This is a genomic window from Agathobaculum sp. (assembly GCF_034098985.1).
GTDB lineage: Bacteria > Bacillota > Clostridia > Oscillospirales > Butyricicoccaceae > Agathobaculum.
In genome coordinates this window covers 86,196-109,323 of sequence record NZ_JAXEOA010000022.1, presented here as the reverse complement: position 1 = coordinate 109,323, position 23,128 = coordinate 86,196, and the positions used below count along the sequence as shown (strand labels likewise).

22 protein-coding genes are annotated in these 23,128 nt (G+C 53.3%); 3 read left to right on the top strand and 19 right to left on the bottom strand.

From position 1 onward, the window contains the following. Positions 1-129 precede the first annotated feature (129 nt). The gene (gene guaA / locus SO058_RS07850) at positions 130-1,671 is read right to left on the bottom strand and encodes a glutamine-hydrolyzing GMP synthase (protein WP_320842436.1); all 1,542 of its coding nucleotides are present in this window, start codon (positions 1,669-1,671) and stop codon (positions 130-132) included. Positions 1,672-1,915: 244 nt separating this feature from the next. Here guaA and SO058_RS07845 point away from each other — a divergent pair, with 244 nt between their 5' ends. Both SO058_RS07845 and SO058_RS07840 read left to right on the top strand, forming a co-directional pair. Continuing rightward, entirely contained in the window at positions 1,916-2,095 is a 180-nt protein-coding gene (locus SO058_RS07845; RefSeq protein WP_320842435.1) for a DUF6514 family protein, read from the top strand. A 101-nt stretch (positions 2,096-2,196) separates the two neighbouring features. Continuing rightward, positions 2,197-3,138, top strand: a complete 942-nt coding sequence (locus SO058_RS07840; RefSeq protein WP_320842434.1) for an Ig-like domain-containing protein — start codon at positions 2,197-2,199, stop codon at positions 3,136-3,138. 46 nt (positions 3,139-3,184) lie between these two features. Here SO058_RS07840 and SO058_RS07835 read toward each other — a convergent pair whose 3' ends face one another. The 16 genes from SO058_RS07835 to trpS all read right to left on the bottom strand — a co-directional run bounded on the left by SO058_RS07835 (position 3,185) and on the right by trpS (position 19,042). Further along, the gene (locus tag SO058_RS07835) at positions 3,185-4,963 is read right to left on the bottom strand and encodes an Rqc2 family fibronectin-binding protein (RefSeq protein WP_320842433.1); all 1,779 of its coding nucleotides are present in this window, start codon (positions 4,961-4,963) and stop codon (positions 3,185-3,187) included. 12 nt (positions 4,964-4,975) lie between these two features. Continuing rightward, positions 4,976-5,752 carry a Nif3-like dinuclear metal center hexameric protein gene (locus SO058_RS07830; RefSeq protein WP_320842432.1) on the bottom strand — a complete coding sequence of 259 codons (777 nt, stop codon included), beginning with the start codon at positions 5,750-5,752 and terminating at the stop codon, positions 4,976-4,978. Next, a complete protein-coding gene (locus SO058_RS07825; RefSeq protein ID WP_320842431.1) occupies positions 5,749-6,438 on the bottom strand; it encodes a tRNA (adenine(22)-N(1))-methyltransferase in 690 nt (229 codons plus the stop codon). The genes SO058_RS07830 and SO058_RS07825 overlap by 4 nt, the downstream gene beginning before the upstream one ends. Positions 6,439-6,489: 51 nt before the next feature. Further along, positions 6,490-6,690, bottom strand: coding sequence for a DUF1858 domain-containing protein (locus tag SO058_RS07820; protein WP_320842430.1), 201 nt, complete (start codon positions 6,688-6,690; stop codon positions 6,490-6,492). A 115-nt stretch (positions 6,691-6,805) separates the two neighbouring features. Then, positions 6,806-7,084, bottom strand: a complete 279-nt coding sequence (locus SO058_RS07815) for a zinc-ribbon domain containing protein (RefSeq protein ID WP_320842429.1) — start codon at positions 7,082-7,084, stop codon at positions 6,806-6,808. A 76-nt stretch (positions 7,085-7,160) separates the two neighbouring features. Then, the gene (locus tag SO058_RS07810; protein WP_320842428.1) at positions 7,161-7,778 is read right to left on the bottom strand and encodes a sigma-70 family RNA polymerase sigma factor; all 618 of its coding nucleotides are present in this window, start codon (positions 7,776-7,778) and stop codon (positions 7,161-7,163) included. Between the two features lie 120 nt (positions 7,779-7,898). Further along, on the bottom strand, positions 7,899-9,740 hold the full coding sequence (glmS, locus tag SO058_RS07805) for a glutamine--fructose-6-phosphate transaminase (isomerizing) (protein WP_320842427.1): 1,842 nt from the start codon (positions 9,738-9,740) through the stop codon (positions 7,899-7,901). Between the two features lie 317 nt (positions 9,741-10,057). Further along, the gene (gene glmM, locus SO058_RS07800) at positions 10,058-11,410 is read right to left on the bottom strand and encodes a phosphoglucosamine mutase (RefSeq protein WP_320842426.1); all 1,353 of its coding nucleotides are present in this window, start codon (positions 11,408-11,410) and stop codon (positions 10,058-10,060) included. Positions 11,411-11,450: 40 nt separating this feature from the next. Next, positions 11,451-12,491 (bottom strand): Holliday junction branch migration DNA helicase RuvB, encoded by a 1,041-nt coding sequence (ruvB, locus tag SO058_RS07795; protein ID WP_320842425.1) that lies wholly within the window; start codon positions 12,489-12,491, stop codon positions 11,451-11,453. 12 nt (positions 12,492-12,503) lie between these two features. Further along, positions 12,504-13,115 (bottom strand): Holliday junction branch migration protein RuvA, encoded by a 612-nt coding sequence (ruvA, locus tag SO058_RS07790; protein ID WP_320842424.1) that lies wholly within the window; start codon positions 13,113-13,115, stop codon positions 12,504-12,506. 12 nt (positions 13,116-13,127) lie between these two features. Continuing rightward, positions 13,128-13,613, bottom strand: coding sequence for a crossover junction endodeoxyribonuclease RuvC (gene ruvC, locus SO058_RS07785; protein ID WP_320842423.1), 486 nt, complete (start codon positions 13,611-13,613; stop codon positions 13,128-13,130). Positions 13,614-13,717: 104 nt separating this feature from the next. Further along, the gene (locus tag SO058_RS07780) at positions 13,718-14,962 is read right to left on the bottom strand and encodes a methionine gamma-lyase family protein (protein WP_320842422.1); all 1,245 of its coding nucleotides are present in this window, start codon (positions 14,960-14,962) and stop codon (positions 13,718-13,720) included. 3 nt (positions 14,963-14,965) lie between these two features. After that, positions 14,966-15,706 (bottom strand): hypothetical protein, encoded by a 741-nt coding sequence (locus SO058_RS07775; protein ID WP_320842421.1) that lies wholly within the window; start codon positions 15,704-15,706, stop codon positions 14,966-14,968. A gap of 35 nt (positions 15,707-15,741) precedes the next feature. Beyond that, the gene (gene wecB, locus SO058_RS07770) at positions 15,742-16,890 is read right to left on the bottom strand and encodes a non-hydrolyzing UDP-N-acetylglucosamine 2-epimerase (RefSeq protein WP_320842420.1); all 1,149 of its coding nucleotides are present in this window, start codon (positions 16,888-16,890) and stop codon (positions 15,742-15,744) included. Then, positions 16,877-18,007, bottom strand: a complete 1,131-nt coding sequence (locus SO058_RS07765; RefSeq protein ID WP_320842419.1) for a glycosyltransferase family 4 protein — start codon at positions 18,005-18,007, stop codon at positions 16,877-16,879. The genes wecB and SO058_RS07765 overlap by 14 nt, the downstream gene beginning before the upstream one ends. 24 nt (positions 18,008-18,031) lie before the next feature. After that, a complete protein-coding gene (gene trpS / locus SO058_RS07760; protein WP_320842418.1) occupies positions 18,032-19,042 on the bottom strand; it encodes a tryptophan--tRNA ligase in 1,011 nt (336 codons plus the stop codon). Between the two features lie 185 nt (positions 19,043-19,227). Between trpS and glpK the strand changes: the two genes are divergently transcribed. Further along, positions 19,228-20,715, top strand: a complete 1,488-nt coding sequence (gene glpK, locus SO058_RS07755) for a glycerol kinase GlpK (RefSeq protein ID WP_320842417.1) — start codon at positions 19,228-19,230, stop codon at positions 20,713-20,715. A gap of 43 nt (positions 20,716-20,758) precedes the next feature. Here the strand turns inward: glpK and SO058_RS07750 are convergent, their stop codons facing one another. Both SO058_RS07750 and mltG read right to left on the bottom strand, forming a co-directional pair. Beyond that, positions 20,759-21,997 carry a peptidase U32 family protein gene (locus tag SO058_RS07750; protein WP_320842416.1) on the bottom strand — a complete coding sequence of 413 codons (1,239 nt, stop codon included), beginning with the start codon at positions 21,995-21,997 and terminating at the stop codon, positions 20,759-20,761. Next, a complete protein-coding gene (mltG, locus tag SO058_RS07745; protein WP_320842415.1) occupies positions 21,981-23,120 on the bottom strand; it encodes an endolytic transglycosylase MltG in 1,140 nt (379 codons plus the stop codon). Before mltG ends, SO058_RS07750 begins: the two co-directional genes overlap by 17 nt. Between the last annotated feature and the right edge of the window lie 8 nt (positions 23,121-23,128).

The following is a 23,128-nucleotide window of genomic DNA, read 5'->3' as shown; positions in this document are numbered from 1 at the left end:
CGCAAGCCACCCGCTATACGGGAGTGAACAAAGTAAATCCGGTTTTGGTATCTGCTATCAATTTGCTATCAAATGCCCCGTTTCCGTTTCAAAAACCCAGTGTTTTCAAGGCTTTGCGGGTTTTGTTAGTTATTCCCACTCTATTGTCGCCGGAGGCTTGGAAGTGATATCATATACAATCCGGTTAATCTGCTTCACTTCATTTACGATACGCACGCTGACACGATCGAGTACTTCATATGGGATGCGCGCCCAATCGGCTGTCATGAAGTCCGAGGTGGTCACCCCGCGCAGAGCGAGTGTATAATCATATGTGCGGTCATCGCCCATGACGCCAACCGAACGCATATCGGTTATAACGGCAAAATACTGGTGTATCGAACGATCCAGCCCAGCTTTGGCGATCTCATCCCGGAAGATATAGTCAGCCTCACGCAGAATATCTAACTTTTCCTCCGTCACTTCACCAATCACGCGAATACCGAGCCCGGGCCCCGGAAAAGGCTGACGCCACACCAGTGTTTCCGGCAGGCCTAATTCCAGTCCCATTTGGCGCACTTCATCCTTGAACAGCATGCGCAGAGGCTCAATCAGTTCTTCAAAGTCCACCACACTCGGCAGGCCGCCGACGTTATGATGGCTTTTAATTACCGCGCTGTCGCCCAAACCGGATTCAATAACGTCCGGGTAAATGGTACCCTGCACAAGAAAATCGACCTTGCCGATTTTCTTTGCCTCATCCTCAAATACGCGGATAAATTCTTCACCGATGATTTTACGTTTTGCCTCAGGTTCACTGACACCTTTCAAGCGATCTAAAAATCGCTTCTGTGCTTTGGCATGCACAAAGTTCGCGTTAAATCGCGTACGGAACGCATCCTCGACCTCAATGCCCTCATTTTTACGCATCAAACCGTTATCCACAAAAACGCAGGTCAACTGTGTTCCAACCGCCTTGCTCAATAAAGCGGCGGCTACACTTGAATCCACGCCGCCCGAAAGAGCGCACAACACCTTGCCATCGCCCACCTGTGCCCGAATCGTCTGAATCTGTTGGTCAATATAGCGTCCCATCGTCCAATCGCCGGTGCAACCGCATACCTCATATACAAAGCGGCGAAGCATATCGCTTCCATGCGGCGTATGGTTTACTTCCGGATGGAATTGCACGCCGTAAAACTTCTTTTCTGCGTTTTCCATCGCTGCTGTTGGGCAGGTAGCGGTAGTCGCCGTCACGCGGAAGCCTGCTGGAACTGCAGATATAAAATCTGTATGGCTCATCCAGCAAGTCTCTTGTTCGTCTAAATCAGAAAACAGAGTGGAAGAACAGTCCAATTTGACCAACGTCTTTCCATACTCGCTTTTTTCCGCAGCCTCGGAGACCGTGCCGCCTAGTACATGCGCCATCAATTGGCATCCATAGCAGATCCCGAGTACTGGAATACCCAACTCAAATATTTCCCTGCTACATTTCGGTGATGCTTCAGCATATACGCTGTTTGGTCCACCCGTAAAGATAATGCCAGCCGGGTTTAACGCCCGGATCTCCTCCAGCGGTGTTTGATAGCTTCTTACTTCGCAATATACATGCTGCTCACGCACGCGGCGCGCAATCAACTGATTATATTGTCCCCCAAAATCCAGCACCAGAATCAACTGATGATTTTCCATCGGGAATCTCCTTTCTTTCTCATAAAGCTTGTTAAAATTATGCCATAAAACGATGCTTTCAGCAAGCATTTTGCACCTGTTTTTCCCCTTTGAGCAAGAATGTCCGGTTTTCAGCACAAAATACACAATATTTTGTGCTAAACGACGGAATGGTTACATTTTGTGGTGTTCGACAAGATTCTACAATAAAATATGTGACCCAAGAGTATCATGGTACAAGCTGTATTAGAAAAGGAGATGCGACATGCACTATTTGGTCACAGAAAACCACGGACAATACGGCATCCGCGGAAGCAAACTTTCAATTGATGATATCACAGTATCAAAGGAAGAAATCACGAATTTGGTCCAGTTGCTCAATAATGGCGCCGCCGATGAAGACCAACTTTATGACATAATAGAAGATTGGTTCGGACGCTGGTAAGCTGATAATACATCCCAGTTCTGCTTGTTTCACCATGTATAATTTATCACTTTGTGGTACATACTGCGGGCAAGAGAACCTTTGGAAAGGGTGTATTGATTTTGAAAGATAAGAAATTGTTGTTGGCAGCCATCCTCCTGCCGTGTACTTTACTGTTTTCCGGCTATGCTCTGGCGGCGGGGCTTCGACCGGTGCAGACGACTGGAGCAGCACCGGTCGCGCAGGCGATAGAGGATGAAACCTGTGTAAACATCCCGATTGAATTAACTTTGTGTGCCACAGATGCTGACAACGATATTGCGCTCTATCAGCTCACCGAGCAGCCGCGTCTGGGCGCGGCTAAAATTGACGGTACTGTGCTCACCTATACTCCTGGCGCCAAGGCGGGCACCGACAAATTTTCCTATACTGCCGTTGATGCCAATGGCAACACCGCGCCTGCGGCACAGATCATCATTAAAGTTACCAAAAACCGAACGAAACTGACCTATTCCGATATGGCCGGCAATCCGGCGCACTATGCTGCCATCAAGCTATCGGAAGAGGGCGTCATGACAGGTGAAAAATTTGGCGACTGTGCATTCTTTCATCCCACACAAGAGGTCACTCGCAGCGAATTTATCACCATGGCTGCCGCTATGGCAAATTTGCCTGTCGAGCCGACTGAACAGACCGATTTTGTAGACGACAGCGGATTGTCGTCTTGGGCCAAACCCTATGTAAGCGCAGCCGCATCCAGCGGCTTGATCAGCGGTTACCATTTGGCAAATGGCCTTGCCGAAATTCGCGGTGAAAACCCTATTACGCTTGCAGAAGCATCCGTGGTCATCAATAACCTGCTGACCGAAACGCTTGACGGCGTCGAAGCCGCCTATGCGACCGAACACAGCGAAGATTTAAACTGGGCGCAAGCCGCAGTCAGCTCACTTGACCGTTTGGAAGTGCTCTCCCCTCTCGCACAAATGCAGCAACCCGGGCAAGCCATAACAAGGCAAACAGCTTGTGAGCTGCTTTATCGCGCTATGTGTTTGATGCGGGATTAATGTAAAGCAAAAAGCCGCCCGGTTAAATACCGGACGGCTTTTTTAGCTATTCTACACGGAGTTTTTCGATCAGTGCCTCATCCGGCGTGACATACGCTGTCTGGTATACATGGTAGATCACCATGCCGGGTTTGGCACCTGACGGTTTTTTGACCTGTCTGACCGGTGTATAATCGACCGGTACCATAGAAGAAACGCGCGCCTTTGAATGATAGGCAGCAATAATTGCGGCTTCCGTCATCGCTTGTTTGGTCGGCTCTCGGCCGTCAGCAGCCAAAATGACATGGGAGCCGTGAATCTTTTGCGTATGGAACCAAATATCGCTTTTTAGCGCCGTTTTTAACGTGAGCAAATCGTTTTGCAAATTATTTTTTCCCGCATAAATATCAAAGCCGTCACTGGAACGATAGTGAAACGGTTTGGTGGACGCAGGCTTCATCTGCGCCTTTTTGTTTCGGACTTGTTTGCGGGACAGCACGCCGGTCTGCATCAGTTCTTCCCGGAGCTGCGCTAAATCGCGCTCGCTCTCAGCTTCGCCGATCGATACCAAAACGCTTTCAAGATATTCCAAATCATCCCTGCCGCGCGATAGCTGCTCTGTCAGCACTTCTTCCGCGGTTTTCGCCTTGTTGTAAAGCTTAAAGTAACGCTGTGCATTTTGCTGTGGCGTCAGCCGCACATCCAAATCGATCTCAACCTCGGGGCAGGCTTCGTTATAATAATCGATGACCCGAACCTTGTTCATGCCCTTTTCAAGCTGGTATAGATTCGCTGTAATCAGATCGCCCAGGCGTTTATACTGGTCGCGGTTTCTGGTCTGCGCTAATTCCTTTTCCTGTGCGGCCAATTTTCGCGCCAAACGGTCGCGCGCGTTGACAACAGTCTTGTGCATATCCTGCGAGCGCCGCGCCATGCGCTCCACTTTACCTTTTTTTTCATAAAACGCGGCAAGCAGCGTAGAAAAGCTATCCATCTGTGTGACCGTCATCAGGCTTTCATACTGTGTGATCGGTAAAAAGGAAAAGTCAAAAACCGCATGGGTATCCTTTTTGGTCAGTAGAAATGGCCGGAAACGGTTTTCAATTACATACGTGCAGAAATCATCATAAACAGCACTGAACTTCTGCCGTTCTTCCTCCGTCAGTTTCTGAACCGGCTTGCCGGTGTCGCCGGTTGCCCGATAGCTAAGCTCACGACAAAGTAGCGGCGAAAAACCGAACAGGTTTTGAAGTAGAAAACGGTCAAGCGTTGTCGCACCATCTGCATCCAGCAAAGCGGCCGCCAGTCCGGAACCTGATACGGCAAATGGATCCTTTTTATCCTGCGCAGGCGGCATACGGTAAAACAGGCCGGGCAACAGCTGACGTTTGCCGCTCGCCAGATCTCCCTCGACCCGCCGGAGCGCATCTATAATGCGGCCATCCTCGCCGCAAAGAATCACATTAGCCTGATTGCTCATCATCTCGCACACCAAACGTTTTTTGCATGCAATTCCCATTTCATCGGTTGTATCCAGTTCGATCACGAGCACGCGTTCAACAGCAGGCTGTGTAATGGCTGCGATCTTCGCTCCCTGCACATGCTTTCGCAGCAGCATGCAGAACATTGGCGGCGCAGCAGGATTTTCGCGCGCGGATTCAATAAAATGAACGCGGGCTGCACCCGGCGTGATTGCCAACAGCAGGCGCTTTGCGCCGCCTGCGCCGCGTGTCTGTAGCACGATCTCATCTCTATCCGGCTGATACACCTTTTCGATCCTACAGCCGCAGAGCGCCTCATTCAGTTCATGTGCGGCTGCCCGCAAGCAAATTGCATCCAACGGCATAAATAATCATCCTCATACAAATTCAATACAGTCCACATGCCGTGCAGAAATCTTTACGCATAGCTGTGGAAACGCCTCCCCAATTTTTTCAGCAAATACCGCGGTCATTGGGTTTTCCGTCGGAAAATGCCCGGCATCCACCAAAGTCAGCCCAATTGCCTGTGCGCGCTGCATTAGGTCATAGCTGCAATCACCGATGACAAATGCCTGTGCGCCGCATTTCAGCGCATAATCCATCATTTTTCCGCACGCGCCGCCGCCGACTGCTACGCGGGAGATTTTACTGCCGCCGACGCAAAAACGTACGCCGCCCGCCCGGAGGCATTCTTTTACATACCCCGCAAACTCTCGCGGTTCCATCTCCCGTGGCAGCTCGCCTACGCGGCCCAGCATCCCGTTTTCACCTGCTCCCAATGGAAAGACGCCGGTTAGAAACAGAGCGGATGCCAGCGCATCGTTGACGCCGCCCTCCGCACAATCTGCATTGGTATGCATGCAGATTAACGCAATATCGTGCCGGATTGCTGCGCGCAGGATGCGTCCGGTCGGATCGTCGGCCGTCACACGGTTGACTGAAGTGAAAATAGCCGGATGATGCGCAACGATCAGCTCTGCACCGCATTCCGCCGCCTCTGCCACCACTGCTTCCGTCACATCCAACGCGCAAAGCACCTTGGTTACCTCCTGCGAGCGGTCTCCCGCCAGCAAGCCGACATTATCCCAAGATTCCGCCAAATCCGGCGGTGTAATTGCTTCTAAAAATTGCAGTACATCTAAAACCGTAATCATGTTAATTCCTCCATAGCCTGTTGGATGGCGGCGACCGTATCCCGCTGCTCCTGCAGCAGACCTATATCCATCACGCTTCCCTGCTCCATGCCCGCAAGCGCACGCGTCTGCCTGGAAAGAAGATGTCTGAGATAGTCATGCGCCTGCGCATCCCTGCATAACGCTCTGGATATGTGGCAGCGAGATAAGGGCAGTATTTGTTGCGCAGCCCCGCCCCGAACCGACAAAATAGTATACCAACGCCGTGCCTCTTGGCACAGCGTCTCTTTCTCCAGTTTATAGCCGTGCGCCCAAAGCCATTGCCGCAGCTCCGCCGCCATCGTCATGGGCTGTAAAAGCAGCAGATGGTCGCCACGGGCTGTCCACGGAGCCGCATCCAATATTTCCGCTATCGTTTGCCCGCCCATTCCGGCGATGGAAATCGTATCGCACTCCTCTGGGGAAACTGCATTCAGGCCCGGCGCCAGCCGAAGCGGCAACGCTACACCGTGATCCAGTGCATTTCGCGCGGCATGTGCAAGCGGTCCCCTCCCGATATCCGTGCCGACCGCAAACGCTATGCGTCCCTCTTTCAGCAGCCAGATCGGCAGCTTCCCATGGTCGGTCCCCACGTCGGCCAGCCGCGCCTGCAGCGGCATGAGCGCCGCGATACACGCCAACCGCGGCGTTAAAATTAATCGTTCCATAGTATCACCCAAAAAAACAGGGCCGGCATCACTCGCCGGCCCGTTTTTTCATCACTCTCCGAAAAAGCTGTTCAGCTTGGCAACCAGCTCGTCCGCATCCGTGCCATGCACCATGCAGGCTTCCTCAATGCTTTCACCCTGAGAGGCCGGACAGCCCAGGCAATGCATGCCGATTTCCATGAAAAACTTGGCGGCATCCAGATTGCGGGCCAAAACCTCGCCAATCGTGGTCTTTTTGGTAATGCTAGCCATGATAGACCTCCTATATCTATTTATGATGTGTTTAGTATACCGCAAAAAAAGCAGAATTTCAATAGGAACAGAAAAACACCCGATGGGAAATCCACCGGGTGTTTTATTGGACAAATTAGCCCTCTTCGCGCATCTTGGCGAAGCACTCGCTGCAGTACACCGGGCGATCGGACTTGGGCTCGAACGGAACACGAGCCTCGCCGCCGCAGGAAGCACAGGTAGCGGTGAAGTATTCACGCGGGCCACGGGCCGCATTCTTGCGGGCATCGCGGCAGTTCTTGCAGCGCTGGGGCTCATTCTGGAAGCCGCGCTCTGCGTAAAACTCCTGCTCGCCGGCAGTAAATACGAACTCCTGGCCGCATTCCTTACATACTAAAGTCTTGTCTTCGTACATGGTTTTTACCTCTCTTTGATACCGTTCCCTCGGGAACCTAGATTTATTGCGCACAGGCTCTTACGCCTGCTTTCGCCTATTGGGGTTTAACAGCTGCCGATTTTCGCTTGATGCGCTGGATGGCATTGTCCACAGACTTTATTGGTTTGTTCAGTGCTTCGGCCATTTGTTCATACGATAGGCCGTCCAAAAACAATGTCAAAACCTTTGCCTCGAATTCAGACAGAAGCGAATAAAGCTGCTTTTGCAGTTCCTCCCGCTCCTCATTGCCGATCACCAGCGTTTCGGGGTCACCAGTCGGTGCTACAACCCGGGTGTGCGATTCCGCAAGGTCTTCAAACAGAGGTCGATCAAAGGACAGAGAACGATTGAGTGGATCGTGCTTAAGCGCCGCCGCCGCACGCACCGCAGAATATATCCGCCGTGTGACACACAGCCGCGCAAACGCCTCAAAAGGCGTTCCGTTCGTCTGGTCAAACTCCCGGATCGCATGCAGTAATCCCAGCATACCTTCTTGCAACAGGTCTTCTGCATCCGCGCCTACTAAAAAATATGGGCGCGCACAGGTTTTGACCAGCCTGGAATACCGTTTGACCAGTGTTTCCGCTGCCGCGCCGTCGCTTTTTTGCGCCCGTTGGCACAAAACTTCATCGGACAGGCTGGGCAACGCATAATTATCGCTGTCGTTTCTCATGTCAACATTCATTATAGGGGAAGTACAGAGATTTGTCAAGAATATTTTGTGTAACCTATTTATTTTGCGTCAAAATTCTCATTCTCTTTTTGTGCTCTTTCTACAATTCCCAACTTTTCTTTATTCAACAGTGACCGATTTAGCCAGGTTACGCGGCTTATCAACGTCACAACTACGTTCGACCGCTATATAGTATGCCAAAAGCTGCAGCGGAATAATCGAAAGCGATGCGGAAAACTCAGATAAGCACTTGGGCAGCCGCACAATATGCTGGCAAACCGATTCGTCGCCGGTAAAATCGTCAGTCGTTACCAACACCACGACCGCCCCGCGCGATACGACTTCGCGGATATTGGAGACTGTCTTTTCAAATAGCGCAGGCTGCGTCGCCAGCGCGACGACCAAAGTCCCCTCTTCGATCAGCGAGATCGTGCCATGCTTCAGTTCACCCGCTGCATAGGCCTCCGAATGGATATAGCTGATCTCTTTAAGCTTGAGCGACGCCTCGAGCGCCGCCGCATAATCCAGTCCGCGGCCCAGAAAAAACACACTGGCGCGGTTTGCATACAGAGTGGCAATGCGCTGCATCGTCTCCTTACATTGCAGCGTTTGCTCGATGCACGTGGGCAGCCGCTGCAACTCCGCGCACAGCGCGCGTTCATCGCCGATCGAGATCAGGCCGCGTACACGCGCAACTTTGACCGAGATCATGTAAAGCGCGGCAAGCTGCGCTGAATAGGCTTTCGTGGTAGCGACCGAGATCTCCGGCCCCGCCCATGTATACAGTACGCCGTCGGCCTCGCGCGCAATCGTTGAAGACACCACGTTGACGACCGCGATGGTAAACGCGCCGGCCTGTTTGGCCAGTCGCATAGCGGCCAGTGTATCCGCCGTCTCTCCCGACTGGCTGATCACGATGCACAGGTCTTTCTTCCCAATAATAGGGTTTTCGTAACGGAACTCACTGGCGACTTCAGCCGTACAGCGGATTCGGCACATGCTCTCGATGACACGTTTTCCAACCATCCCGGCGTGCAGAGCCGAACCGCAGGCTACAAGATGGATGTGCTCGATGTCGCGCAGACGCTCGTCCGTTAAGCCGTTTTCCTCGAAGATCACCGCGTCATTTTGCAAGCGTGGACGCACGGTATCACCCACCGCTTTGGGCTGCTCCATAATCTCCTTAATCATGAAGTGCTCATAGCCGCCTTTTTCCGCAGCGGACATGTCCCACGTGACCGTCTGTACTTTCTTTTCTACCACGTCGCCGAATTCATTCATTACGGTCACGCTCTCCGGACGAACAACGGCGACCTCGTTGTCGTCCAGAATGATATAATTTCGGGTCCGGCCGATAATTGCCGTGATGTCGGACGCGATCATGTTCTCACCGTCCGCCAGACCGATGACCAGCGGATTATCCCGGCGTGCGGCGACGATCTCCTCTGGGTTATCCATTGATACCACACCGAGTGCATACGAACCACGCAGGCGCTGCACAGCCTGCAGTACGGTCTGCGCGAGATCTTCCTGTTTACCGGTATGCAGATAATCTACCAGATGTGCGACCGTTTCGGTGTCTGTTTCGGACTGGAACACATAGCCATGCGCCTCCAGGCGTTCGCGCAGTTCCATATAGTTTTCAATAATGCCGTTATGTACAACGGCGATTTTCCCTTCTGTTCCGCCCAAGTGAGGGTGGGAGTTGCGGTCTGACGGCCCGCCGTGCGTTGCCCAGCGTGTGTGCCCGATCCCGCAGGTGCAGGACAGCCCATCTCCCTCCTCCCTGATTTTTTCCTCCAGATTAGCGATGCGGCCTACCGTTTTGATGACGCGAAGACCATCTTTGGTGAAAGCAGCGATGCCCGCCGAGTCATAGCCGCGGTATTCCAGGCTGTACAGCCCCTTAATGAGCACCGGCAGCGCGTTGTCGTGTCCGGTAAATCCAACGATTCCACACATAAAATAGTATATCCTCCCAATAAACGGATGGTAATTTCTAGAAATTGAATCCGCCCAATTTTGGGCATAAAAATAGTGCGTTATGCATAGCTGCTTTGTCCGCGCGGTCGCCCGCGCGATTTGTCAGCCTGCTGACGACCAACCCACTCGTGGCCGAAAGGCATCCGCCGAATTTTCGATAAACCTTTCCCTCGTCAACTGCGATACCGGCTGCACCGCAGTTCTGGCGCTTTTGGCTATTCAGTTGTACTTGGCTCTCACCTCCCCGCTTAAAAAGGTGGACGCGAAAACCACGTCCACCCGGTTGGTTCTATTTATTATACGACAGACTCGATGACCTTTGCAACTTTTTTTGCCAAAGCCTCGACCTGCTCGCTATCCTTTCCCTCGACCATTACACGCACGAGCGCTTCCGTGCCGGACGGACGCACCAGAATGCGGCCGTTGCCCTGCAGCACAGCGTCCGCCGCATCAATTTCCGCTTTTACCTCCGGCAGTTCCTGCAACGTGGCTTTTTTGTCGTTTGGCACGCTAACATTAATCATGATCTGCGGCCACGGCACGACCTCCGCCGCAATTTCGGAACACTTTTTACCGCTGTCCTTTAAAATTGACATAAACTGCAAGGCAGTTAGTTCACCATCGCCTGTCGATGCATACTCCAGGAAAATGACGTGTCCCGACTGCTCGCCGCCCAGAATATAACCCTTATCGAGCATCATTTCCAGCACATAGCGATCGCCCACGTTGGAACATTCAATGCGCATATCATTCTTTTCCGCATACGCGTGCAACCCCATGTTGGACAACACGGTTGCAACGAACGCGCCGCCACGTAGCTTTCCCTCTTTTTTCATGCGCGCCGCACAGACCGCCATGATACGGTCGCCGTCAAGCTCTTCGCCAGTCTCGTCTACAATCAGGCAGCGGTCTGCATCACCGTCAAATGCAACGCCCAAGTCAAAATTACCGTTTTTGACACGCTCTTTCAATTTGTTTAAATGAGTCGAACCACAGCCAGCATTGATATTGATACCGTCTGGCTCGTAAAACCGGATCTCCGCTTTACATTCCACTAAGCGCATCAGCCGTTCGACCGTTGTCGAGGACGCACCATTCGCGCAGTCAACCGCGACGCGAAGGCCGGATAGGTCGCCCTTAATGGTTTCTGCTAAATGGTCAGTGTACTCTACGATCGGATCGATCGCGCTTTTGATAACGCGGCCCAAGCGCTCATGGGTTACTTTAGGGATCGAGTCAATATCATCGATCAGGTCTTCGATTTTTGCTTCGATCTCATCGGACAGCTTATATCCGTTCCCGGCAAAAATCTTGATGCCGTTGTATTCAAACGAATTATGGCTCGCGGAAATTACGATGCCCGCATCTGCTTTGTGCTTAATCGTCAAATAAGCGACCGCAGGCGTCGGGATCACACCGAGTAATTCAACATCTGCGCCGACCGAGCAAATGCCGGCAACCAGCGCATTTTCCAACATATCCGAAGAAATGCGCGTATCTTTACCGATCAGCAGCTTGGCTTTGCCCGTATGTGTGGCCTCCTCGGTCAGCACATATGCAGCAGCCGCACCGATTTTAAAAGCCAGCAACGCATCGAGTTCGACGTTTGCCACACCGCGCACGCCGTCCGTTCCAAAGTATCTACCCAATATAAAACACCCAACTTTCCTGTTATTCCCGCGTTTTGGATTACAGCTGCTGCTGTCCGTCTGCGGGTTCCATATCCAAATGGCGGTAGGCCTGCATCGTCGCACACCGCCCGCGCGGTGTACGGTTTAAAAAACCAATCTGCATCAAATAGGGCTCACATACATCCTCAAGTGTAATCGACTCTTCGCCAATGGTCGCCGCCAGCGTTTCCAGCCCGACCGGACCGCCGCTATAATTAAGAATGATGCTTTTCAGCATCCTGCGGTCAATATTGTCAAGCCCCAGATCATCAATTTCCAGCGCTTTGAGCGCCAAGTCGGCAATCGCACGATCGATTGTACCGCTGCCCCGCACCTGTGCGAAATCTCGCACCCGGCGCAGCAGACGGTTGGCGATACGTGGTGTGCCGCGGCTGCGCCGAGCGATCTCAAAAGCTCCCTCATGCACGCATGGAACGTTTAAAATCCCGGCTGAACGCTCAATAATCTGACACAGCTCCTCGGGGGAATACAGTTCGAGCCGAAGAATGACGCCAAAACGGTCGCGCAGCGGACTGGTCATCTGTCCCGAACGCGTTGTGGCGCCAATCAGCGTGAAACGCGGCAGATCCAGCCGGATCGATCGCGCCGACGGTCCCTTGCCAATGATAATATCGAGCGCATAATCCTCCATCGCAGGGTATAGTATTTCCTCTACGCTGCGGTCGAGCCGATGGATCTCGTCGATAAACAAAATATCATTTTCCGATAGATTTGTCAACAAAGCGGCCAAGTCTCCCGCTTTTTCAATGGCAGGGCCACTCGTCACGCGGATATTGACTCCCATTTCCGCCGCGATAATACCTGCCAATGTCGTCTTTCCCAATCCCGGCGGGCCATATAGCAGTGTATGGTCAAGCGATTCGCCGCGCTGCCGCGCTGCTTCGATAAACACCTGCAGGTTTTCTTTGACCTTGACCTGCCCGATATAGTCGCCCATCGTTTTAGGACGGAGCGAAGAATCGGTCTCATCCTCGGTGAGCTGACGGGTCGAGATGATGCGCTCGTCATCGGTCATGCCGCCTGAAAATTCAATACTCAAAGGAACACTCCTTTACTGACTGGCCAGCTTTTTGAGGCATTGCCGGATGATCTCGTCCGCCTCCAAATGCGCCGCGTCCAGCCCATCCATTGCGTGCAACGCCTCGGCTTGGCTGTAACCGAGCACCATCAGCGCCGCCACAGCTTCCTGCGTGTGATTGATGCCTCCATTCGCAGCCACGGCCGCCACAACACCCGATGCGCCCGATGCGGTTTCAAGCTGCTCCCGGCTCATCTTGTCACGTAGTTCCAAAATGATGCGCTGGGCAATTTTTTTCCCGATTCCCGGCGCCTGCGTGAGCAGTTTCTCGTCCCCCGTGATGATTGAAAGCGCCAGACGGTCCGGCGGCGCAACAGATAGGATCGACAGTGCTGCCTTAGGTCCGACACCCGATACTCCAATCATCATTTGAAAACAGGAAAGCTCTTCTTCATCGATAAACCCGTATAATTCAAAAATATCTTCGCGGACGTTAAGATATGTCAGAAGCCGGGCGCGGGCGCCCATTTTCAGTTTTCCGACGGTATGCTGCGAAGCATGGCAGGCATAACCGACACCGCCGCAGTCGATCACGGCTAGGCCCTGCTGCAGCAGTGCGACCGTTCCCTCTACATAGTAAAACATAGTCTTCCCTCTTTATCGATATCGCAGTGCCTGTGCGGAATGCCCATGGCAAATCGCAAGCGCAAGCGCGTCAGCCGCGTCGTCCGGACGCGGGAGCTTTGTCAAATGTAGGATGCTTTTTGTCATTTCCATCATCTGCATTTTTTCCGCGTTTCCATAACCGACGACTGCCATCTTCACCTGGTTCGGCGTGTAGGATACCGGGTGAAGGCCTTTTTGCGCGAGCGCGAGCAAAATGACCCCTCTCGCCTGCGCAACCTGGATTCCGGTAGTGATATTCTTGGAAAAAAACAGCTCCTCAATGGCAACTTCGTCCGGGTGGAATGTATCCACCAATGTGAAAATATCCTCATAGATCTCACAAAGGCGCAGATGCATCGGCATCCCCGATTTTGTCGTGACCGCGCCATATTGCACAGGGGTGAATTTCAAGTTGTCATACCGCACGACACCATAGCCAATCGTGCCATATCCTGGATCAATGCCAAGAATCGTCATAGCTGTCAAACCTCTGTTTCTTAACCTAAATATTGTACCATGAAACCGTGATTCGTGCAATATAGGGCATAAAAAAAGAGCGGCATAGCCGCTCTTTTTCAAACCTAACTGTGATTTTTGATCCGCTCAGCCGCCAGTAGGATCCCCGCTTTGCCTGATGAATACGTCAGGCCGCCCTGCATATAGCAAACGTACGGTTCCCGCATAGGCGCGTCCGCGGATAATTCAATTGAGGCGCCTTGGACGAACGCACCAGCTGCCATGATTACCTCATCATCATAGCCGGGCATTGCCCACGGTTCCGGGGTGACAAACGAGTCGACCGGCGCTCCCGCCTGAATGCCCTCACAGAAACGGCGCAGCGGTTCGGGCGCGCCGAACGCGATCGTCTGAATAATATCGTAGCGTGGGTGATCGGCTTTCGGACTGACCTCATAGCCCAGCAGTTCCATAATTCTAGCGCAAAAAATCGCGGTTTTCAGCGCCTGCGCCGTTGTGTGAGGCGCCATAAACAGCCCCTGATACAGCAAACGGTTCTGTCCCATCGTGCAGCCACACTCGCCGCCGATTCCGGGCGCAGTTAACTTATAAGCGGCGTTTTCAACCAGATCAGCGCGGCCTGCAACATATCCTCCAGTAGGTGCCAGCCCGCCGCCCGGGTTTTTGATCAGCGACCCGGCAATCAAATCGGCTCCAACCTGCGTAGGCTCTATTGCTTCCACAAACTCGCCGTAGCAGTTGTCGACCATGATGACCGCCGACGGATTGACACGGCGCACAGTTTCGCAAATCTCCCCAATCTGCTTGCAGGAAAGCGTCTCCCGCACTGCATACCCTCTGCTTCGCTGGATAAAGACCAGTTTGACTGCAGCGTCTTTTGCAGCCGTCTCGATTGCGGGCAAATCGGGCAAGCCGTTTTTCAAATCGACCTGCCGGTAGGCAATGCCATAGCTTTTCATACTGCCGCAATAATCGCCTGTTATGGTATTTTGCAGCGTATCATAGGCGGATCCGGTAACAGACAGCACCGTGTCCCCTGTTTTGACTGCGGAAAACATCGCGCAGGATAACGCGTGCGTGCCGTTAACAAAACCGATTCGTACCAACGCAGCCTCCGTATCAAAAACATCCGCGAAAATCCGGTCAAGCGTGTCGCGGCCATGATCGTCGTATCCATAGCCGGTCGTACCCGCGAATAGATTGTCCGAGACACGGTTCTTTGCAAAAGCTGCAAGAACTTTTTCCGTATTTTGATCACAAATTTTATCAATACGTGTAAAGTAAGGCATAATTTCGCGCTCAGCCTGACAGCCGAGCGCGCGAATCTCTTCTGAAATCTGAAGTCCCATGGTTTATTCTTCTCCTAATACCGATTGTCCGCCCGGCAGCGTAAACAGTTCCTCCCCGGGTTCGCCGGCCTGCAGTTCGCTGACCGTAACCTGCCGCACGAGCGTGTCGCCTTCGTAAAACGAAGCAGTTTTCAACAGGCCGCTCGCTGTGGAGATATAATAGACGCAACGGTAGCCATCCTGCTCAAATGCTGCCCGAATGCATGGCTCAAAGTCTACGTCCTGCTTGGCGGCATCCTGAAGCTTTACGCCCTCTTGCAGCACATCTTCATAGGTCGGTAGCATCGCTGACGCGTCATCGCTGAAATCTCCCCAAGCGCCTTTATAGTAACTCCGATCGCCCGCATTCCAACTATAAGCGGTGTCGTTTGCACGCAGAAGCGTGCTCTCCACTGTCCCAGATGCGTTCAGGGTATCCGTGCGCACAGCTTGCCCACGCGCATACCGGCGGCAAAAGCGCGTGGCAGAACCGCCTGAAAAATACAGCGTGTTTTCAATACGGCAGCTATACGCATCTGGCCGAATAAGCGTTGAGATGACCTTTTGCGCATTGTTCGTATTGATATCGATCTCGGCTACGCTCTGTGCCGTCAATATCAGACCGCCTTGACTTACTTGGGGCGCGTCTTCTTCCTCTGACGGCAGTTCAATGCCCGCGCCGCGTTCATGCAGCAGCCCTGAGGACAGCAGAAAACTGAAAAAAAGAACCGCCACCAGCACCGCTGCGCCAATTGAGGCCAGCATCGGTGTCGACACCTTTATTTTATTGGGTTTCCCGTTCATGGCTGGAACGGTGCGGGTGCATCCTCACGCACACCGAAATGCTGCTCGATCGCCTGCACGATCCGTTCGCAGGCTTTGCCGTCGCCATAAGGATTGACGGCATGTGCCATCGCATTATAGGCCTCCGAATCATCAAACAGCTCACGCGCAAGGCGCACGATTTCCGCCTGATCCACGCCGGCAAGCTTGACTGTGCCAGCCTCGATCGCTTCAGGACGTTCGGTCTCCCGGCGAAGCACCAATACCGGTTTCCCCAAGCTGGGAGCTTCCTCCTGCAGGCCGCCGGAATCGGTCATAATCAGATAGCAGCGAGCCATTAGGTTATGCATTTCGTCCACTGCGAGCGGGTGAATCAGATGAATGCGCTCGTTGCCGCCCAAGAATTTTTCGGCAGTCTCACGGACATACGGGCTCAAATGCACCGGATAAACGAAATGCACGTCAGGATACGCCGCTGAAAGCTCGGCGATCGCTCGACATATGTTTTCCATCGGTGCGCCATAATTTTCACGGCGGTGCGCTGTAACCAGAACGATGCGGTTGTTTTGAAAATCCAGCGCGCGAAGCTGCTCATCGCGGAATACGAAGTCCTCCCGCACCGTTAACTTAATCGCGTCGACTACTGTATTACCGCAGATGGAAACACCCTGCGTGATATCCTCGCGCGCGAGGTTGTCACGGTTACGGGCGGTAGGCGCAAAGTGAAGCGTCGCGATCTGCCCGGTGAGCTTACGGTTCATTTCCTCTGGGAACGGTGAATATTTGTCATAGGTGCGCAGTCCCGCCTCTACATGGCCGACCGGAATCTTATGATAAAACGCAGCGAGCGCTCCCGCGAACGTCGTCGACGTGTCGCCATGCACCAACACGATGTCGGGCTTTGCTTCTTCGAGCACACCGTCCAGACCGTGCAGGCTTTTTTCCGTAATGAGCGCTAGCGTTTGCTTAGGCTGCATGATATTCAAATCATAATCAGGCCGAATTTTGAAAATATCCAATACCTGATCCAGCATTTCCCGGTGCTGGGCAGTCACACAGACGATCGCCTCAGTATTTTCGTTCCGCTCCAGCGCGTGCACCAGCGGCGCCATTTTGATGGCCTCCGGACGCGTGCCAAATACGGTCATGACCTTAATCTTGTTCATCATCTTTCTCCTTTTGGCCGGTCTCATCTTTTTTATCTTCCGGCGGCTGCTCCTGCGGCGGTTTGCCGAACATATGGTGCTCCGCGCCATAAATCACGCAGGCGCCAACGATCGTCGCCACAATCACCGCCAGCAGCAGAAAAATCGCCTTGACCTCACCCGATGAGGTCAGCACAACGGCAGTCAGGCCGAGCGTACCACTGATCGCATACAAGATTGCCACCGCCTGCTTCTGGTTAAAGCCCATGTCGATCAGCTTGTGGTGCACATGCCCGCGGTCAGGGCTCATCGGGCTGCGCCCGGCGGCTACGCGCCGGATGATCGCATTTGCCGTGTCGAATATTGGCAGCCCGAGGATCAGGAACGGTACCGCAAATGAAATGACCGCGTAAAATTTGAACAAACCCATGATCGAAGCCGTAGCCAACATATACCCCAAAAACGTCGATCCCGTATCGCCCATAAAAATCTTGGCTGGGTTAAGATTGTATGGCATAAAGCCGACGCACGCGCCGGCAAGGGCGCCCATTGTGATTGCAATTCCCATCTCGCCCGTCAGCAACGCGACTGCCAGCATCGTAATTGCCGCAATCGACGACACGCCGACAGCCAAGCCGTCCAAGCCGTCGATCAGGTTGACTGCGTTGGTGATGCCGACGATCCATATAATTGTCACTGGGATCGCCAGCATGCCGAGATGGAAATATGGAGAATCGGAAAAGGGATTCAGGTTTGTAAACATATCGATGCGCAGCCCGCCAATGCAGACCGGTATCGCCGCTGCGACGATCTGCACAACAAATTTGAGTTTTGCGCCAAGCGCCATGATATCGTCAAAAATACCGAGCACCACGATCAGCAGAGCGCCAAATAGCACGCAAAGCATCTGCATGTCGAGCCGCCCGAAAATCAGCACTGAGCATAGGAACGCCATAAAGATGCCTAGGCCGCCAAGCCGCGGGATCGGCTCCTTGTGCATGCGTCGGTTGTCTTTCGGCACATCAATCGCGCCGACTTTCTGCGCAAACTTTTTCACGTAGGGCGTGAACAGATAGGAGAGCACGCCGGCAACAAGAAACGCGCCGACAATGACCCCGATCACAATATATTCTGGCATTTGTACTTCCTCTCCGGACGCTGGTCAGCGCGCGACGAAGCCAACTTTCCGATAAACCTTGTCGAGCGTTTTGCGCGCCAGATAGTTCGCTTTCTGCGCGCCCTCTGTATAAACCTTTTCCAGGTAGTCCTTGTTTTTCAGCAGATCCTCAGTTGTCTCACGAATCGGGCGCAGCAATTCGACCACAGCCTCGCCGACCGCGGGTTTAAACTCGCCGTATCCCTTGCCCGCAAATTCGTTTTCCGCCTCGGCAACCGTCTTGCCTGTCGCAAGCGCATAAATTTGCAGAAGATTGGAAACACCCGGCTTGCCCACCGGATCCATCACGATACGAGCCTCAGAATCCGTGACCGCACGCTTAAACTTACGCATAATGACTTCGGGTTGATCCATCAGTAGGATATAGCCGTTTTCATTTTCATCTGATTTGCTCATCTTTCGTTCCGGGTCGGACAGACTCATCACTTTTGCACCCTCGCCCGCTTTGGGATAGTATCCCTCCGGGATGGTGAACGTATCAGAATACACGCCGTTAAAACGGTTTGCAATATCACGCGTCAATTCAATATGCTGGCTTTGGTCGACGCCGACCGGCACCAAATCGGTCTGATACAGCAGGATATCGGCCGCCATCAGCACCGGGTAAGAAAACAGGCCTACATTAACATTATCCGTATGCTTAGCGGATTTGTCTTTAAACTGCGTCATTCGGGAGGCCTCTCCAAACATCGTATAACAGTTCAGAACCCAAGCCAGCTCCGCATGCGCCGGGACATGGCTCTGGATGAACAGAATACTTTTTTCAGGGTCCAGCCCACAGGCAATATACTGCGCGAGCACCTCAAGCGTCGAACGGCGCAGCGAAGGCGGGTCCTGCCTGACTGTGATTGCATGCATATCGACCACGCAGTAAACACAGTTGTATTCCTCCTGCAGGATCGGGAAATTACGGATTGCACCGAGATAGTTTCCGAGCGTTAATTTACCCGATGGCTGTACGCCGGAAAAGATGGTTTTCTTCTGTTTATCGCTCATATATACTACTTCCCTCATCAAAAAGTTGCAAACTCTCAAGTATCTAGCATACTGCCCCATACTTATTTGTTATCATACCACATTTCCCCGCTTTATGCAATTAAAAACTCGGGTTTTATGCACCGTTGACAAGGGCTTGCCACGCAGGCTATGATAGGTTTAATACAGAAAGAGAGGGACAGGCTATGGGAACCTATTTGCTTGCGCTCGACCAAGGCACCACCAGTTCGCGCGCCATCCTGTTTGACAGAGAACAGAATATCCTTGCGATCCGCCAGCACGAATTGCAGCAGCATTATCCGCATGAGGGCTGGGTCGAGCAGGATCCGATGGAGATTTGGTCGACCCAATACGCCGCCATGCTTGAGGTGCTGGCGGTCAGCGGGATATCGCCCGGCGAGGTCGCGGGCATCGGCATCACCAACCAGCGTGAGACCACGATCCTTTGGGACCGCCAAACCGGGCGGCCGATTTATAACGCGATTGTCTGGCAGTGCCGTCGTTCAGCCGAGCTTGTCGATCAGCTGGTAGCGGACGGGTTGGATTCGCACATCCGCAAAACGACTGGTCTTGTTCCGGATGCCTACTTCTCTGCCACTAAAATCAAGTGGATTCTTGATCACACGGAGGGTGCGCGCGAAAAAGCCGCGCGCGGCGATATTCTATTTGGCACAGTCGATTGCTGGCTAGTCTGGAAGCTGACAGGTGGCAAGACGCATGTAACCGATGCGACCAACGCCGCGCGCACCATGCTTTTTGATATCCACAAGCTGGACTGGGATGACACACTGCTCTCCGCGCTCGACATTCCCCGCGCAATGCTACCCGAAGTACGTTCTTCGAGTGAAATCTACGGTTATGTCGACCTGCCGGGCGGACGCATCCCTATCGCAGGCATCGCGGGCGACCAGCAGGCCGCCCTGTTCGGGCAGACCTGCTTTTCAGCTGGCGATGCGAAAAACACCTATGGCACCGGCTGCTTCCTGTTGATGAATACCGGAACGATCCCATATCAGAGTCAAAACGGTCTGCTGACAACCATTGCCATTCAGCTTGACGGAGAGACGCAATATGCGCTCGAGGGCAGTGTATTTGTCGGCGGCGCTGTTATCCAATGGCTGCGTGATGAGCTGCGGTTTTTCTCAGAAAGCCGGGATGCCGAATATTATGCCCAAAAAGTGCCGGACACGGGCGGCGTGTATCTGGTGCCGGCATTCACCGGTCTGGGCGCTCCGCACTGGGATATGTATGCCCGCGGCTGTTTGATCGGCCTGACGCGCGGCACTAAACGCGAGCATATCACCCGCGCCGCGCAGGAGTCGATCGCCTATCAGGTCAACGATCTACTGGATGCAATGGCGCGCGACACAGGCAAAAAGCTAACCCAGCTATTCGCAGACGGAGGCGCGAGCCGTGACAGCTTTTTAATGCAGTTTCAAGCCGATTTGTCGGGCTGCACGCTACGCCGTCCGGTCATCCGCGAGACCACCGCGCTCGGCGCGTGCTATCTGGCCGGACTGGCGGCCGGCGTCTGGAGCGGACGGGACGAGCTGACCCGGCTATGGCGGTGCGACACACTTTATCAGCCGCAAATGGACGAGCACACCCGCGCGGCGCTTCGGCGCGGTTGGGAGAAAGCAGTCGGCCGAAGCTTGGACTGGGCAGAGCACTAAAAAAAGCGGCGAGATTTTTCTCGCCGCTTTTCCCATAGAGCGGTCACTTCCGCTCTTTTCTTTTGCGCAAAATACCATAAGGATGCACTTCAAATGGAAATTGCAGAGCAAATCGCATCTCCGGGCGGTTAAAAAGTCCCAGTTCTTCGCCTTCCTCATTGACCGCATGTTCCGCGGCAAATACATAAGGCGCACACCCCGGCTGCATCAGCTCGAGTTCCTCCCCCTGATAAAAGCGGTTTTTTAACGAAAACATCGCGGCACCGTCGTCTCTCGTACCGACTGGCATGCCAACGACCTCCCAATCCCGGATATACTGGCTGTCTTCATAATGCTGGCCGATTTCCTCTGTACCAAAGTAAAAACCGGTATAGTAGTTCCGATGGCTGACCTTTCCGATTTCCTCCCGGATATCGGCGGGCAGCACAAACCCGTCAGGCTCCGATAAATACGCGTCGATTGCGCGGCGATAGGCTCCGGTAATCCCAGCCGCATAATACGCCGTTTTATTTCGCCCCTCGATTTTGAATGATGTGATACCCGCGCGTACAAGCTCCGGAATATGCTCGATCATGCACAAATCCTTTGAGTTATACAGATAAGTCCCGCCATCGTCCTCCAGCACCGGGAAATGCTCCCCCGGACGTTTTTCTTCCATCAGCGTGTATTTCCAGCGGCAGGGCTGCGCACACGCGCCTCGGTTGGCGTCGCGCCCAGTCAAATACTGGGAGATCAGGCAGCGACCCGAGTAGGAAATGCACATGGCGCCATGCACGAATGCTTCGATCTCCAGCGCGGAGGGCGTTTTGGCGCGAATCTCCGCAATCTCCTCCAGACTCAGCTCGCGTGCCAGCACAATGCGCTCCGCACCCAGATCAGCCCAAAAGTTTGCGGCTTCGTAATTGAGGATACTTGTCTGTGTGCTGATATGCAGCGGTACGCGCGGCGCAAACTTCCGCGCCAGACGGAGCACACCGACGTCAGCGACGATCAGCGCATCTGCCCCTACGTCCTGAAGCAGTTCCAGATATCCCGGCAGCGCGGCCAGCTCCCGGTTAGACGGCATGACGTTGACCGTCACATAGCACCGAACGTTCCGCATGTGCGCATAAGCGATTCCCTCACGCAGCTCGGCTTCGCTGAAGTTCGATGCCGCGGCACGCATACCAAACTGCTCTCCCGCCAGATAAACCGCGTCCGCACCGTATGCTGCTGCAAAACGAAGTTTTTCCAAATCTCCCGCGGGCGCAAGCAGTTCAGGACGGTTATTCCCCATCGCCATTGTCACCCGCCGCCTTTGCAGATGCAAAGGCATTTGCCGCCGTCACTTTGTTCATCTCATGCTCGTCGTTCGAGTTTGCAAAGAGGTGCGAGCCATCCGGCATTGCGACGTAATAGAAATAATTATGCTCCTCTGGATGGGATGCCGCGTAAAGCGACTTATAGCCTGGGTTGCAAATCGGTCCGGGCGGCAGACCCTGCTGGGTATATAGATTGTACGGCGTGTCCTTATCCAGGTCTGCCTGCGACAATTCGCCGCTCGTCCGACCAAGCCCATACAGAACAGATGCGTCTACCTGCAAAAACGGGAACTGTCCCGCATTGCTCAGACGGTTGTAAATAACGCCCGCAATTTTTGCATATTCATCATCATGCTGCGCCTCACGCTCGATGAGCGATGCGATTGTCACAATCTCATGCATGGAACGGCCGAGTTGCTCGGCGCCCGATTTGATCTCATCATCATACTTTTCATCAAAGTTATTGAGCATTTTATTGATTGCATCGACCGCATTGTTATTGGCGTACACCTCGTAGGTGTCCGGGAACAAATAGCCCTCAAGCCAGCCCTCTTTCGCGGGAAGTTCATCTTTCAAGTACTCATGTTTGAAAGAATATTCGTTCAGTGCTTCGTCTGCCGCTTTTTCCGTACATACGTGCTCATTTAGCAGCAGTTCCTTGATCTGGGCGACCGTATAGCCCTCTGGAATGGTCACCTTGACCGTTTCCGTCGTTTCGGAATTGACTAATGCCCGCGCGATCTGCGCATAGTCCATATTGGGGTTCAGTTTATAGGTGCCGGCCAGCACGCTGTCGTTCTTGCCAGACAAGCTAATATACAGTTTAAATACCGAACCATAGTGCAGCACGCCCGCATCGTCAAGCTGTTTGGACAGCGATGCGATATCGGTGTTTTCAGGCACGACGATCTCGACCGGCGCGTCGTCCGCGACAAAGGCGAACACATCGTTCGCCAGAAAAATAGCGACCAGTGACAGAACGATCGAAATACCGAGCACTGCAATTACATAAACCACCGTGCCCGCACATCCGCCGTTTTTCCGGCGGCGGCTTCTACGGCGATGCGGCGTCTGCTGTGGTTGTTGATTTACATTGTTTTCCATAGTCTCAC

Excerpts from the sequence above, each read along its gene's own strand:
- guaA (WP_320842436.1), bottom strand. The coding sequence starts at position 1,671 with ATGGAAAATCATCAGTTGATTCTGGTGCTGGATTTTGGGGGACAATAT.
- SO058_RS07845 (WP_320842435.1), top strand. The coding sequence starts at position 1,916 with ATGCACTATTTGGTCACAGAAAACCACGGACAATACGGCATCCGCGGA.
- SO058_RS07835 (WP_320842433.1), bottom strand. The coding sequence starts at position 4,963 with ATGCCGTTGGATGCAATTTGCTTGCGGGCAGCCGCACATGAACTGAAT.
- SO058_RS07830 (WP_320842432.1), bottom strand. The coding sequence starts at position 5,752 with ATGATTACGGTTTTAGATGTACTGCAATTTTTAGAAGCAATTACACCG.
- SO058_RS07825 (WP_320842431.1), bottom strand. The coding sequence starts at position 6,438 with ATGGAACGATTAATTTTAACGCCGCGGTTGGCGTGTATCGCGGCGCTC.
- SO058_RS07820 (WP_320842430.1), bottom strand. The coding sequence starts at position 6,690 with ATGGCTAGCATTACCAAAAAGACCACGATTGGCGAGGTTTTGGCCCGC.
- SO058_RS07815 (WP_320842429.1), bottom strand. The coding sequence starts at position 7,084 with ATGTACGAAGACAAGACTTTAGTATGTAAGGAATGCGGCCAGGAGTTC.
- SO058_RS07810 (WP_320842428.1), bottom strand. The coding sequence starts at position 7,778 with ATGAGAAACGACAGCGATAATTATGCGTTGCCCAGCCTGTCCGATGAA.
- glmS (WP_320842427.1), bottom strand. The coding sequence starts at position 9,740 with ATGTGTGGAATCGTTGGATTTACCGGACACGACAACGCGCTGCCGGTG.
- ruvA (WP_320842424.1), bottom strand. The coding sequence starts at position 13,115 with ATGTTTTACTATGTAGAGGGAACGGTCGCACTGCTGCAGCAGGGCCTA.
- ruvC (WP_320842423.1), bottom strand. The coding sequence starts at position 13,613 with ATGACGATTCTTGGCATTGATCCAGGATATGGCACGATTGGCTATGGT.
- SO058_RS07780 (WP_320842422.1), bottom strand. The coding sequence starts at position 14,962 with ATGGGACTTCAGATTTCAGAAGAGATTCGCGCGCTCGGCTGTCAGGCT.
- SO058_RS07775 (WP_320842421.1), bottom strand. The coding sequence starts at position 15,706 with ATGCTGGCCTCAATTGGCGCAGCGGTGCTGGTGGCGGTTCTTTTTTTC.
- wecB (WP_320842420.1), bottom strand. The coding sequence starts at position 16,890 with ATGAACAAGATTAAGGTCATGACCGTATTTGGCACGCGTCCGGAGGCC.
- SO058_RS07765 (WP_320842419.1), bottom strand. The coding sequence starts at position 18,007 with ATGCCAGAATATATTGTGATCGGGGTCATTGTCGGCGCGTTTCTTGTT.
- trpS (WP_320842418.1), bottom strand. The coding sequence starts at position 19,042 with ATGAGCGATAAACAGAAGAAAACCATCTTTTCCGGCGTACAGCCATCG.
- glpK (WP_320842417.1), top strand. The coding sequence starts at position 19,228 with ATGGGAACCTATTTGCTTGCGCTCGACCAAGGCACCACCAGTTCGCGC.
- SO058_RS07750 (WP_320842416.1), bottom strand. The coding sequence starts at position 21,997 with ATGGCGATGGGGAATAACCGTCCTGAACTGCTTGCGCCCGCGGGAGAT.
- mltG (WP_320842415.1), bottom strand. The coding sequence starts at position 23,120 with ATGGAAAACAATGTAAATCAACAACCACAGCAGACGCCGCATCGCCGT.